This window comes from Plantactinospora sp. CA-294935, from assembly GCF_050936445.1.
GTDB lineage: Bacteria > Actinomycetota > Actinomycetes > Mycobacteriales > Micromonosporaceae > Plantactinospora.
The window spans coordinates 9,978,137-9,990,572 of the sequence record NZ_JBNJMU010000001.1 but is presented as its reverse complement, the minus strand read 5'-3'; the positions used below and the strand labels follow the sequence as shown (position 1 = coordinate 9,990,572).

The following is a 12,436-nucleotide window of genomic DNA, read 5'->3' as shown; positions in this document are numbered from 1 at the left end:
AAAGCCGAACGGCGGTGCCCGGACCAGCCGCTTTCTGGTCCGGGCACCGCCGTCTTGGTGCGGATACGGCTCAGAGCACGCCGTCGGTGAGCAGGTCGGTGGTGCCGCCCAGGTCGGCGCCGCCGACCAGCCCGGTCACGCTGCCCACGGTGCCGCCGAGGTCGGTGACGCCGCCGACGGTGTCGGTGACGCCGCCGAGGGTGCCGCCGAGGTCGGTGACTCCGCCGACGGTGTCGGTGACGCCGCCGAGGGTGCCGCCGAGGTCGGTGACTCCGCCGACGGTGTCGGTGACGCCACCGAGGTCGGTGACTCCGCCGAGGGTGCCGTCCAGGTCGGTGACGCCGCCGACGGTGTCGGTGACGCCGCCCAGGGTGCCGCCGAGGTCGGTGACGCCGCCGACGGTGTCGGTGACTCCGCCGAGGGTGCCGTCCAGGTCGGTGACGCCGCCGACGGTGTCGGTGACGCCGCCCAGGCCGACGCCGCCGAGCGTCCCGTCGACAGTGCCGGTGACGCCGCCGACGGTGCCGGTGACGCTGTCCAGGGTGCCGTCGAGGTCCGCCACGCCACCCAGGTCGGCAACGTTGGTCAGGTCGGTGATGTTGCTCAGGTCCGTCACGCTGCTCAGGTCGCCGGCACCGACCAGGCTGGTCGTGCCGGCCACCGTGGAGGTCACGGTGCTGGCGGCGAAGTCGGCGGTGCCGAGCACGCCGTCGACGGTGTCGACCCCGCCCGCGGTGCCCAGCACCGTCGAGTCGAGGGTGCCGGCCACGTCGTGCACGCCGGACAGGTCCACGCTCAGGCCGCTGTCCAGGCCCAGCACCGGCAGGGCGGAGCTGACGCCGACCTCCAGGCCGTTGGGGTCCACGCTGACGGCGCCCACGCCGGCCACGTTGACGTCGACACCGGTGCCGTAGACGCCGGCGGTGAACTGGTTGGCGACGGTCTGCACCTGGCCGACGACGCTGGTCGGGCTGAGGCTGACCGAGCCGAGGCCCAGGCTCTCCACCGCGCCGAGGTCGGTCAGGCCCTGCAGCGGTACGGAGTCGACCACCAGCGGGAGGACGTCCGCCACGTCGGCCGGGACCACGTCGCCGAGCCCGACGCTCTCCAGCGTGCCGGTCGGGTCGAGTTCGTACGCCGTGCGCAGGTCCACGTCGGTGAGCAGGTTGACCACGAACTCCTGCAGGGTCTGGGTGGATTCCACGGCGGGAGTCGCCTCGGGGGCCGGGGCGGGGGCAGGGGCCGGGGCCGGAGCCGGGGCGGGGGTCTCCACGGTCGGTGCCGATTCCACGGTGACGATCTCCTCAGAGGTTTGGGCGGGATGATCTGGGCATGTCGTTCCAGACCTGGCGCCGACCGTACGGCGTTGCCGACGTACCGGACATCGGGGACGATCCCCGGTTCTCGCCCTAACCGGCTAGGTGCGAGGCCCCGCCCCGGGTTAGGGGCATAGGGGCTGCGGTCGGCGGGTCACCCCGGTCGCCGCCCCGCCGCCGTCCCGGCGCGATGCACCCGACCGGCGGATCGGCCCAGTTCACCCCGGCTGCCCCTGCGGGCTCGAGGCGCCGGCCCGGGCACCCCTCGGCGGGCTCGGGCTACTCCGCTCGCGGTGACCCGGACCGGCTCCGGGCCCGGTCCAGTCGCCCGGCCAGGACGCCGAGTTCGTCGGCCAGCTCGGCGGGTTCGAGCACGGTGAACTCGGGGCCGAGCAGGGCGAGGTGCAGCGCCAGGAAGCCGAGCGTGTCCGCTCCGGCGCTGAGCAGACAACTGCGCCGGTCCACCGCCTCCACCAGTCCGGCCGTCGGCGGGACCCGTTCGGCGACCTCCTCGGCGGGCGCGTGCACCAGCACCCGGGCGCGGTACCGGTACGGTGCCGCCCCGACCGAGTCCGCGACGAAGGTCGCCGGGTCGGGCGGGTCGTGCGGCGTGAACCGCTGCCCGGTCGGGCGGAGCCCGTCGATCCGGTCCACCCGGAACGTACGCCAGCCGTCCCGGTCGGTGTCCCGGGCCACCAGATACCAGCGCCGGCCGGTGTGCACCAGCCGGTGTGGCTCCACCCGGCGGATGCTGGTCGTGCCGTCGCGGCTGCGGTAGTCGTAGCTGAGCCGGTGCAGGTTCTGGCACGCCTCGGCGATCGCGGTCAGCAGATCCGGGTCGACGGTGGGTGCCGTGCCGGCCAGCGGGACGGTGGTCAGCCGCAGCGCGGCGGTGCGCTGCCGCAGCCTGGCCGGCAGGATCCGGTCCAGCTTGGCCAACGCGCGCAGCGAGGTTTCGGCGATGCCGGTCACGCTCTGGCTGGCCGCGGTACGCAGGCTCAGTACGACCGCCACCGCCTCGTCGTCGTCGAGCAGCAGCGGCGGCAGCGCCGACCCCGCGCCGAGCCGGTAGCCACCGGCGACGCCGGGCGTGGCCAGGACCGGATAGCCGAGGTCGCGCAGCCGGGCCATGTCCCGGCGCAGGGTACGCACCGTCACCTCCAGCCGCTGCGCCAGTTCCGGGCCGGTCCACTCGGTCCGGGTCTGCAGGATGGCGAGCAGGCGCAGCAGCCGTGCCGAGGTGTCGAGCATTTTCCGAGTCTGCCAGCAAACCAGGAACGATCCTGTCCTCAATTGGGACTAGCCTGCCAAACATGGACATCGACTGGACCGGACGACTGGTCGACCAGGTGGACTGGCACTGGCAGCACCAGCTGCGGCCCCGGCTCGACGGGCTCACCGACGAGGAGTACCACTGGGAGCCGGCCGACGGCGGCTGGGGCGTACGCCCGCGCGACGGGGTGGACGCCGCGACGGCGCACGGCGCCGGCAGGTACGTCATCGAGTACGCGCGGCCCGAGCCGGCGCCGCCGCCGGTCACCACGATCGCCTGGCGGCTGGGGCACCTCATCGTCGGAGTGTTCGGGCAGCGCAGCGCGGCGCACTTCGGCGGGCCGCCGGTCGACTACGACAGCTTCGACTACGCCGGCACCGCCGCCGAGGCACTGCACCAGCTCGACACGGTGTACGCCACCTGGCGGGACGGCGTACGCGGGCTCGGCCCGGACGCGCTGGCCCGGCCGTGCGGCCCGGCCGAGGGCCCGTACGCCGAGTTCCCGATGGCCACACTGGTGCTGCACATCAACCGCGAAACCATCCACCACGGCGCCGAGATCAGTCTGCTCCGTGACCTCTACCGGGCCCGGAGGTGATCCGGATGGCGTACGAGTTCCAGGTGACACAGGACTGTGCCGACCCGCACGTGCTCGCCGACTGGTGGGCGGAGACGCTCGGCTGGCAGGTGGAGCCCTCCGACGAGGCGTTCATCCGCCGCATGGTCGCCGAGGGGCACGCCACCGAGGACGACACCCGGACTCACCACGGGGTGCTGGTCTGGAAGGAGGGGGCGGCGATCCGGCACCCCGAGGGGACACAGCGGGCGCCACGGGTGCTGTTCCAACTCGTTCCGGAGGCCAAGACGGTCAAGAACCGGATGCACCTCGACGTCCGTACCGGTGCCGAGGACCTCACGCCGGTGGTCGAGGCGCTGGTGGCGCGCGGCGCGAAGTTCCTGCACAACGGACGCCAGGGTCCGTACACCTGGGTCACCCTCGCCGACCCGGAGGGCAACGAGTTCTGCGTCTCCCGCTAGCCGGTCCGCCGGTGGCCGGCTCAGGGGGCGGCAGCGAGAATCCGTTCGAGCGCGCTGCGCAGCCGTGGTGCGAGCGTACCGGCGTAGGTGGCGGTGAGATGCTGGTTGTCCCGGTAGACCAGCACTCCGCCGATGACCGGGGCGCAGCGCTGCCTGGGACAGATTGCCCCGGTGAGGTCGATCAGGCTGATCCGGGGGAGGTCCTCCAGTGCCGCGAGCTGCGCGGCTCCGGCGCCGGTCGCCAAGGCGTCCTGCCGGTCGGGTGCGCACCGGGTCAGCCGGCGCGGGTTCGCCGACACGCATTTCGCGCTGTCGGCTGTGAGGATCGGGGTGCCCCGGAGCACCACCGTGGGCACCCCGGCCGAAACCAGGTCCGACCAGGTGCGGCGCATGCCGTTCACCAGCGCGTCGTGTGCCCGCTCGCCGTCCAGGCCCCGGCCGTCGGCCATCGGCCGGTAACGGGAACTGGTGGTCAGCAGCAGTTCGGGCCGCTCCGGGCCGGTGAGCGCGGCGCGGACGTTGCGGTACCACTCGGCGCAGGCGTCCCGCTGCCGCTGGTCTCCGGTCAGTACCTCGAGCCGGAGGAACGGGCAGTTCGGCTTGAGGTACGTCACCAGCCGCCAGCGTTTCGCCAGCGCGACCGCCTGGAGCGCCGGTACCCAGTTCGCGGCGTGGCTGTCGCCGGCCAGCGCGACGGTGAACGGGGCGTCCCGGTCGCCGTACACGCACGCCTGGGCGGTGCCGCTGATGACCGCGGGGAAGCAGTTGTGCCGGTAGACGTCGGGCAGGTCGGCCGCGGCGTCGGCCGGGTCCGGGGTGATCGACCCGACCCGGTCGACCGGGACGCCGGCCCGGCTCTTCTGGGGCGACCGGCCCAGCGCGGCAGCGCCCGGTGCCGCCGACGGCGCCGGGCTGGGCAGCGCCGACACCGGTGCGGCGGCGGGCGGCGGGACCGGCCGCTCGGGGGGCCAGACGGTGAGCTGGAAGAGCAGCCCGGCGAGTATTCCGGCGGCCGGGAGCAGCGCGCCGACCCGGAGTACCTGCCCGGGTGACCAGCCGTCCCACGCACCGGTTCGGGCCGGGATCTCGACGTACCGGTGGGTGAGGACGGCGAGCAGTACGGCCCCGCCGAGCACGCCGAGATCGACTGCCGGCGGTAGGTCGCCGAACCGGGCGTGCGCGGCGACCAGCAGCGGCCAGTGCCAGAGGTAGAGCGGATAGCTGACCGCACCCGCCGCCCGCAGCGGCCTCGCGCCCAGCACCCGGTACACCGCACCCGGCCTCGCCGGCACCGCCGCCGTACCTGTGGCGCCGGCCGGCATGCCGATCGTGCCGCCGGCGATGATCGCGGCCGCGCCCAGTGCGGGCAGCAGGGCCAGCGGTCCGGGAAACTCCGGGCCGGGCCGCAGGGTGAGTACCGCGACCGCGACGGCGGCCACGCCGGCCCAGCCGAGCAGGGTGCCGAGGCGCCGGGGCAGTCCGGCCAGTCGCGCCCCGAGCAGGGCGAGCACGGCGCCGAGGGCCGGCTCCCAGAACCGGGTGGTGGTGACGAGGAAGGCGCGACCCGGTTCGGCGGCGGTGTGCCAGACGGACCAGGCGAACGAGCCGAGCGCGAGCAGGCCGGCGGTGAGCAGCAGCGGGCCGGCGAGCCGCACCGGGCCGCTGCCCGGCTGTCCCCGGCGGCGTACCGTCCAGGCCGCGACGCCGGCCGCCAGCGGCGGCCAGACCAGGACGAACTGTGCGGCGACCCCGACCGCCCAGAACTGGGCCAGCAGGCTGGCGCCGGCGTCCGGGACCACCGCCTGGGCGTGCTGCGCGGCGAGCCGCCAGTTCAGCACGTGCCCGGCACCGGCCAGCACGTCCCAGCCGGCCGCCGACCAGCGGCCCCGGGGCAGGCAGGCCAGCGCCAGCGGCAGTGACGCGGCGAGCACCAGGGTGCCGGCCGGCAGTGCCCACCGGGCCCGTCGGGCGAAGAATCCGGTCAGGTCGATCCGTCCGGTGCGCTGCCACGCACCGAGCAGGGCGCCGGTGACCAGGAAGCCGGAGACCACCAGGAAGACGTCGACGCCGACGAAGCCGCCGGGGACGACGCCGACTCCGGCGGCGCCCAGCAGCAGTGACCCGACGGCCAGGGCGCGCAGGCCGGTGAGGTCAGCGCGTTGCCGGGTCGGGCCGGCGGCGTCCGTTCGGGACCGTGGTCGCGACCGCGTCACCATTGAACCTTTTTCAACCTCCCCTTGCGGTCCGGTGGACCGCGAGGTCGAACGCGGGGCACGAGCGTCGCGCGGTTCAGGTTGAAAAAGGTTCATTGTTCAACCTCCGGCCCAGGCTTCTGTCCAGTTAGTCCCTTCTTAACAGATAAACGCCCTGATAGATGTCTTTTGACGTTTTCAAACGGCGTTCACCTCGGACCCGGGGCCGGTGACGCCGGGGTGGACGGTCCGCGGCTATCCGTCGGCCAGGCCGGCGCGCCGCGCCGCCGCCCGCCAGGCGGCCTCGCCGCCGGCCCGCGGCCGGTAGGTCCGGGTCGATCCGGTACGCCGCAGCAGCGCCCGCAGCTCCGTCAGCCCGCCGTCCAGTACGCCGAGCGCCCGGGCCTGCACCAGCGCGTTGCCCAGCGCGGTCGCCTCCACCGGCCCGGCCACCACCGGCAGTCCACACGCGTCGGCGGTGAGCTGGCAGAGCAGCTCGTTGCGGGCACCGCCGCCGACCACGTGCAGCACGTCCACGTCCCGACCGGACAGCCGCTGTGCCTGGCGTACCGCGACCCGGTGGGCCAGGGCCAGACTGTCCAGGATGCACCGGGTCAGCGCCGCCGGCCCCTCGGGTACCGGCTCGCCGCGCCGGGTGCACGCCTTCGCGATCCGGGCCGGCATGTCGCCCGGAGGCAGGAAGACCGGGTCGTCCGGGTCGACCACGGCGGCCAGCGAGGGCGCCCGGGCGGCGGCGGCGAGCAGCGCGGTCAGGTCGTCGGCCAGCCCCTGCGACCGCCACACCCGCAGCGACTCCTGGAGCAGCCAGAGCCCCATCACGTTGCGCAGGTAGCGGACCGTACCGTCCACCCCGGCCTCGTTGGTGAAGTTGGCCGCCCGGCTCGCCTCGGAGAGCACCGGCGCGGGCAACTCGACGCCGACCAGCGACCAGGTGCCGCAGGAGATGTAGCCGAACCGGTCGTGCGCGGCGGGTACCGCCGCGACCGCCGACGCGGTGTCGTGCGAACCGACCGCGGTCACCGGGACCGGCCGGTCGGTCCCGACCGCCTCCCGGACCTCCGGCCGCAGCTCGCCGACCGGGTCGCCGGGCCGGCGCAGCGGCCCGAACAGCCGGGCCGGCAGCCCGGCCCGGGCGATCAGGTCGGTGGACCATTCCCGGGTACGCACGTCCAGCAGTTGCGTGGTGGAGGCGTTGGTCACCTCGCTCCCGGCGACCCCGGTCAGCCAGTAGCCGAGCAGGTCCGGGATGAGCAGCATCGTCTGCGCCCGGTCCAGGGCCGGGGTGCCGAGTTCGGCGGTGAGCTGGAACAGCGTGTTGAACGGCAGCAGTTGCAGCCCGGTCGTCCGGTAGAGATAGTCGGCGCCGAGCGCCGCGACCACCGACTCCGGCACCCCGTCGGTACGCCGGTCCCGGTAGTGCACCGGGTTGCCGACCAGCGCGCCGGTGGCGTCCAGCAGCCCGTAGTCCACCGCCCACGAGTCGATGCCGACGCTGGCCAGGTCGGGCCGGCGGTGCAGCGCGGCCCGCAGCCCGGTCAGCGTCTCGGCGTGGAGCCGGGGGACGTCCCAGTGCAGGGTGTCGAGCAGCCGGACCGGTCCGTTGTCGAACCGGTGCACCTCGGTCAGCGTCACCCCGTCCGGGGCGACCTCGGCGAGCATCACCCGGCCGCTGGCCGCGCCGAGGTCGACGGCCGCGACGGCGGTCGAACCGGTCATCGAAGGAACGCCGCGGCCACGCCGGAGTCGACGGGTACGTGCAGTCCGGTGGTCTGCGACAGCTCGCCGCCGGTCAGCGCGAACACCGCGCCCGCGACGTGCTCCGGCAGCACCTCCCGCTTCAGCAGCGTACGCCGGGCGTAGTAGGCGCCCAGCTCCTCCTCCGGCACCCCGTACACCGCGGCGCGCTGGGCGCCCCAGCCGCTGGCGAAGATCCCGGAGCCGCGTACCACGCCGTCCGGGTTGACCCCGTTGACCCGGATGCCGTGCTCGCCCAGTTCGGCGGCGAGCAGGCGTACCTGATGCGCCTGGTCGGCCTTTGCCGCGCTGTAGGCGATGTTGTTCGGCCCGGCGAAGACCGAGTTCTTGCTGGAGATGTAGACGAGGTCCCCGCCGAGGCCCTGGTCCAGCATCAGCCGGGCGGCGGCCCGGGAGACCAGGAAGGAGCCCTTGGCCATCACACCGTGCTGGATGTCCCAGTCCGCCTCGGTGGTCTCCAGCAGCGACTTCGAGATCGACAGCCCGGCGTTGTTGACCACCAGGTCGACCCCGCCGAACGCGAGCGCCGCCTTGGCGAAGGCGCCCTCGATCCCGACCGCCTCGGTGACGTCCACCGCCACCGCGATCGCCCGGTCGGTGCCGCCGATCTCCCCGGCCACCGACGCGGCGCCCTCGACGTTGCGGTCGGCCACCACGACACAGGCGCCCTCGGCGGCCAGCCGCCGGGCGATCGCCGCGCCGATCCCGGAACCGCCACCGGTGACCAGCGCGACCCGGCCGGCCAGCGCCTTCGGCTTTGGCATCCGGCGCAGTTTCGCCTCTTCGAGCTGCCAGTACTCGATCCGGAACTTCTCCGCCTCGTCGATCGGGGCGTACGTCGAGACCGCCTCCGCCCCGCGCATCACGTTGATCGCGTTGAGGTAGTACTCGGCGGCCACCCGGGCGGTCTGCTTGTCCCGGCCGAAGCTGAACATCCCGACCCCGGGCACCAGCACGATCGCCGGGTCGGCACCCCGGATCGGCGGCGAGTCCGGCTCGGCGTAGCGCTCGTAGTAGGCGCGGTAGTCCTTGCGGTACTCCTCGTGCAGCTCGCGCAGCCGGGTCACCACCTCGGGCAGCGGCGCGTCCGGCGGCAGGTCGAGCACCAGCGGCCGGACCTTGGTCCGCAGGAAGTGGTCCGGGCAGGAGGTACCGAGCGCGGCCAGCCGCGGGTGCTCGGCCCGGGACAGGAAGTCCAGCACCGCCTCGTCGTCGGTGAAGTGTCCGACCTGGAACTGCCCCTGCTGCCGGCTGTCGGTGCTGGCCAGCCCGCGCAGCGTCGGGGCCAGCGCGGCGGCCCGCTCCTGCCGCTGTTCCGCCGGCAGCGCCGCGTACCCGGGAAGCACCGCGCCGAACGGCTCCGGCCGGCCGTGCTCGGCCAGGAACCGGGTGGCGGTTTCGATGATCTCCAGCGAGCGGGCCTCGCACTCCTCGCTGGTGGCGCCCCAGGCGGTGATCCCGTGGCCGCCGAGGACCACGCCGATCGCCTGCGGGTTGTCCCGGGCGATCGCGGCGATGTCCAGGCCGAGTTGGAAGCCGGGCCGGCGCCACGGTACCCAGAGCACCCGGTCGCCGAAGCAGCGGCGGGTCAGCTCGGGGCCGTCGGCGGCGGTGGCCAGCGCGATCCCGGCGTCCGGGTGCAGGTGGTCGACGTGCGCGGCGTCGACCAGGCCGTGCATCGCGGTGTCGATCGACGGCGCCGCCCCGCCCCGGCCGTGCAGGCAGTAGTCGAAGGCGGCGACCATCTCGTCCTCGCGGTCCACCCCGGGATAGACGTCGACCAGGGAACGCAGCCGGTCCAGCCGGAGCACCGCCAGCCCCGCCTCGGTCAGCGTGCCGATGTCCCCGCCGGAACCCTTGACCCAGAGCAGTTCGGCGGGCCCTCCGGTGACCGGGTCGGTGCCGGTCGCCTTGGCCGAGGTGTTGCCGCCGCCGTAGTTGGTGTTGCGCCGGTCGGCGCCGAGCCGGTGGCCCCGGGCCAGCAGCGCGGCGACCTGCGGATTGGTCGGTCCGGTGCTCACGATCATGCCCCCCAGCCGGCCTGCTGCCCGCCGACCCGCTCGGCGGCGATCCGCTCGGCGTAGCCGGAGCGGGCGTACGCGGCCATCGGATCCGGGTCGAGGCCCATCTCCTGGCGGACCTCCGCCAGCAGCGGCCGTACGTCGGTGTTGTACGCGTCCATCAGCACTCCGTTGGCGCCGAGCACGTCCCCGGCGGCCTGTGCGGCGGCCAGCGCGTCGGTGTCGACCAGCAGCGCCTTGGCGGTCGCCTCCTGGACGTTCATCACCGAGCGGATCTGCGCCGGGATCTTCGGCTCGATGTTGTGGCACTGGTCGAGCATGAAGTTGACGCCGGAGTCGGCCCGCAGCGCGTCGGCCCGGACGATCTCGTGCATGATCCGGAAGAGTTGGAACGGGTCGGCCGCGCCGACCATCAGGTCGTCGTCGGCGTAGAACCGGGAGTTGAAGTCGAAGGCGCCGAGCCTCTCCTCCCGGAGCAGGAAGGCGACGATGAACTCGATGTTGGTGCCGGGGGCGTGGTGGCCGGTGTCGATCACCACCTGGGCCCGGTCACCCAGCTTGAGGCAGTGCGCGTACGCGGTGCCCCAGTCCGGTACGTCGGTCAGATAGAACGCCGGCTCGAAGAGCTTGTACTCCAGCAGCATCCGCTGCTCCGGCCCGAGTCGCTCGTAGGTGGCGGCCAGTGCCTCGGCGAGCCGGTCCTGCCGGGCCCGGATGTCGTCCTGGCCGGGATAGTTGGTCCCGTCGGAGAACCACAGCTTCAGGTCGCGCGATCCGGTGGCGTCCATGATGTCGACGCACTCCAGCAGGTGGCCCAGGGCCTTGCGCCGGATCCGCGGGTCGGGGTTGGTGACGCTGCCCAGCTTGTAGTCGTCGTCCTGGAACACGTTGCTGTTGATGGTGCCGATCCGCACTCCCCGCTCGGCCGCGTAGGACGCGAGCTTGCCGAAGTCGTCGACCCGGTCCCAGGGGATGTGCAGCGAGACCACCGGGGCGACTCCGGTGAACGCGTGCACCTGTGCGGCGTCGGCGATCTTCTCCTCGGGATTGCGCGGCACCCCGGGCTGGCTGAACACCTTGAACCGGGTGCCCGAGTTGCCGTACGCCCAGGAGGGCACCTCGATCCGTTGCGCGCGCAGCGCCGCCCGGACGTCGGTCTCGGTCATGTCAGGCCTCCGTGGTGTCGAGCGTGGTGTTGTCCAGCGCGGTGTTGCCCGGCGCGGTGTCGCCCAGCGCGGCGAGTTGCGCGTCCAGGTTGAAGATCTCGTCGAGGACGACGAACCCCTCGTCGGGGCGGCGGCCGTCCAGGCCGACGAAGAAGGGGGCCATCTCGGCCTGCCACCGGGCGTTGGCGTCGGTGGCCTCCATCGCGGCGAGGGACGCGGCCAGGTCCTCGGTGCGGAAGTGCCCGACCAGCAGCCCGTCGTCGTGCAGGAAGAGGGAGTAGTCGTGCCAGCCGGCCGCGTGCAGCGCCCGGAGCATCTCGGGCCAGACCGCCGCGTGTCGTTCCCGGTATTCGGCCAGCCGGTCGGGCCGGACCCGCAGGACGAAGCACACTCGCCGCATTGGCGGGCCTCCCAACAAATGAACCGTTTCAACAAGCCGCACTCAACATACGAGCGCCGTCACTGAACTGTCAAGAAACCGGGCCTGGGCCGGAGGTCAGCCCGGGGTGCGGGCGTACTGGCTGGACTCCCGGACCACCAGCTCCGGCTCGAAGATCACCTGTTTGTGCTGGTGGTTCTCCGGGTCGTTCGCCTCGTCCAGCATCAACTGTGCCGCCGTCTGGCCGAGCCGCTGCCGTGGCTGGCGTACCGAGGAGAGCGGCACCGCAGCCGCGGCGGCGAAGTCGATGTCGTCGTAGCCGACCAGCGCGATGTCCTCCGGCACCCGGACCTGCTGCCGGGTCAGCTCCTGGAGTACGCCGAGCGCCAGCAGGTCGTTGGCGCAGAAGACCGCGGTAGCCCGGGCGGACCGGGGCAGCCCGAGGATCCGGGAGGCGGCGTCCCGGCCGGCCGCCACGGTCGGGCTCGGCGTCTCGAACCGGCGCAGGGTCTCCTCGGCGAGCCCGGCCTCGCGCAGCGCGTGCACGGCGCCGTGGTAGCGGTCCCGCACCTGTTCCAGCCGCCACGGGCCGCCGACGAAGGCGATCCGCCGGTGCCCGGCCTCCACCAGGTGCCGCATCGCCAGTTCGCCGCCGAGCCGGTCGTCGACCGCTACCGAGCAGACGTCCGGCCGGGTGGAGCGCCGGTCCAGCAGGACCACGAGTACGCCGCGCTCGCGGAGCCGGACCAGCCGCTCGTTGGCGTCGTCGACCGGGGTGATCAGTACCCCCTGGACCCGCTGCTCCTCCAGCAGGTCCAGATATCTGCTCTCCTTGGCCGAGTCGCCGTCGCTGTTACAGAAGATCACCGCCATCCCGGCCGCACCGGTGGCGTCCTCGACCCCCTTGGCGACGTCCGTGAAGAACGGGTTGGCCACGTCCAGCACCACCAGGCCGAGGGTGCGCCCCCGCCCCCGGCGCAACTGCCGGGCGGCGTCGTTGGGCACGAAACCCAGCTCGTTGATCGCGGCGAGTACCCGGTTGCGGGTCGACGCCGCGACGATGTCGGGCCGGTTGAGCACGTTGGAGACGGTGCCCACCGACACCCCCGCCTGGCTGGCCACGTCGCGGATGCTCACCGCTGGTCCCGGCACCACCGTCTCCTCCCGCAGCCCCGACCGTCGGGCTGAAACGTGTCAAGGTTATCCGGCGGTTCCGCGCGACGGTGCGGCTGATCGCAGTCCCCGCGCCGGCGGCCTCCACCGCGTGCGACCGAC

Annotated in this window: 10 protein-coding genes; 2 read left to right on the top strand and 8 right to left on the bottom strand. The window is 73.5% G+C overall.

The window, feature by feature from the left end; all coding sequences use genetic code 11:
• Positions 1–70 precede the first annotated feature (70 nt).
• Together ACQEVC_RS43265 and ACQEVC_RS43260 are read right to left on the bottom strand one after the other, a co-directional pair.
• Positions 71–1,291 (bottom strand): IniB N-terminal domain-containing protein, encoded by a 1,221-nt coding sequence (locus ACQEVC_RS43265; RefSeq protein ID WP_432890036.1) that lies wholly within the window; start codon positions 1,289–1,291, stop codon positions 71–73.
• Between the two features lie 304 nt (positions 1,292–1,595).
• Positions 1,596–2,567 carry a helix-turn-helix transcriptional regulator gene (locus tag ACQEVC_RS43260; RefSeq protein WP_432890034.1) on the bottom strand — a complete coding sequence of 324 codons (972 nt, stop codon included), beginning with the start codon at positions 2,565–2,567 and terminating at the stop codon, positions 1,596–1,598.
• Between the two features lie 62 nt (positions 2,568–2,629).
• On the opposite strand from ACQEVC_RS43260, the gene ACQEVC_RS43255 reads away from it, so the two are divergent.
• Together ACQEVC_RS43255 and ACQEVC_RS43250 are read left to right on the top strand one after the other, a co-directional pair.
• A complete protein-coding gene (locus ACQEVC_RS43255; RefSeq protein WP_432890032.1) occupies positions 2,630–3,187 on the top strand; it encodes a DinB family protein in 558 nt (185 codons plus the stop codon).
• A gap of 5 nt (positions 3,188–3,192) precedes the next feature.
• Complete coding sequence (locus ACQEVC_RS43250) at positions 3,193–3,627, top strand: VOC family protein (protein ID WP_432890030.1); 435 nt, start codon at positions 3,193–3,195, stop codon at positions 3,625–3,627.
• Positions 3,628–3,647: 20 nt separating this feature from the next.
• On the opposite strand, the gene ACQEVC_RS43245 is transcribed toward ACQEVC_RS43250, so the two are convergent.
• The 6 genes from ACQEVC_RS43245 to ACQEVC_RS43220 form a co-directional block, all read right to left on the bottom strand.
• Positions 3,648–5,840: an acyltransferase family protein gene (locus ACQEVC_RS43245; RefSeq protein WP_432890028.1), complete on the bottom strand. Its 2,193-nt coding sequence runs from the start codon at positions 5,838–5,840 to the stop codon at positions 3,648–3,650.
• Between the two features lie 234 nt (positions 5,841–6,074).
• Positions 6,075–7,556, bottom strand: a complete 1,482-nt coding sequence (locus ACQEVC_RS43240) for a rhamnulokinase (RefSeq protein WP_432890026.1) — start codon at positions 7,554–7,556, stop codon at positions 6,075–6,077.
• The gene (locus tag ACQEVC_RS43235; protein WP_432890024.1) at positions 7,553–9,616 is read right to left on the bottom strand and encodes a bifunctional aldolase/short-chain dehydrogenase; all 2,064 of its coding nucleotides are present in this window, start codon (positions 9,614–9,616) and stop codon (positions 7,553–7,555) included. Before ACQEVC_RS43235 ends, ACQEVC_RS43240 begins: the two co-directional genes overlap by 4 nt.
• A 2-nt stretch (positions 9,617–9,618) precedes the next feature.
• A complete protein-coding gene (gene rhaI / locus ACQEVC_RS43230; RefSeq protein ID WP_432890022.1) occupies positions 9,619–10,782 on the bottom strand; it encodes an L-rhamnose isomerase in 1,164 nt (387 codons plus the stop codon).
• Position 10,783: 1 nt separating this feature from the next.
• Entirely contained in the window at positions 10,784–11,182 is a 399-nt protein-coding gene (locus ACQEVC_RS43225; protein WP_432890020.1) for an L-rhamnose mutarotase, read from the bottom strand.
• A gap of 96 nt (positions 11,183–11,278) precedes the next feature.
• On the bottom strand, positions 11,279–12,313 hold the full coding sequence (locus tag ACQEVC_RS43220; RefSeq protein ID WP_432890018.1) for a LacI family DNA-binding transcriptional regulator: 1,035 nt from the start codon (positions 12,311–12,313) through the stop codon (positions 11,279–11,281).
• Between the last annotated feature and the right edge of the window lie 123 nt (positions 12,314–12,436).

Excerpts from the sequence above, each read along its gene's own strand:
- rhaI (WP_432890022.1), bottom strand. The coding sequence starts at position 10,782 with ATGACCGAGACCGACGTCCGGGCGGCGCTGCGCGCGCAACGGATCGAG.
- ACQEVC_RS43250 (WP_432890030.1), top strand. The coding sequence starts at position 3,193 with ATGGCGTACGAGTTCCAGGTGACACAGGACTGTGCCGACCCGCACGTG.
- ACQEVC_RS43260 (WP_432890034.1), bottom strand. The coding sequence starts at position 2,567 with ATGCTCGACACCTCGGCACGGCTGCTGCGCCTGCTCGCCATCCTGCAG.
- ACQEVC_RS43225 (WP_432890020.1), bottom strand. The coding sequence starts at position 11,182 with ATGCGGCGAGTGTGCTTCGTCCTGCGGGTCCGGCCCGACCGGCTGGCC.
- ACQEVC_RS43240 (WP_432890026.1), bottom strand. The coding sequence starts at position 7,556 with ATGACCGGTTCGACCGCCGTCGCGGCCGTCGACCTCGGCGCGGCCAGC.
- ACQEVC_RS43255 (WP_432890032.1), top strand. The coding sequence starts at position 2,630 with ATGGACATCGACTGGACCGGACGACTGGTCGACCAGGTGGACTGGCAC.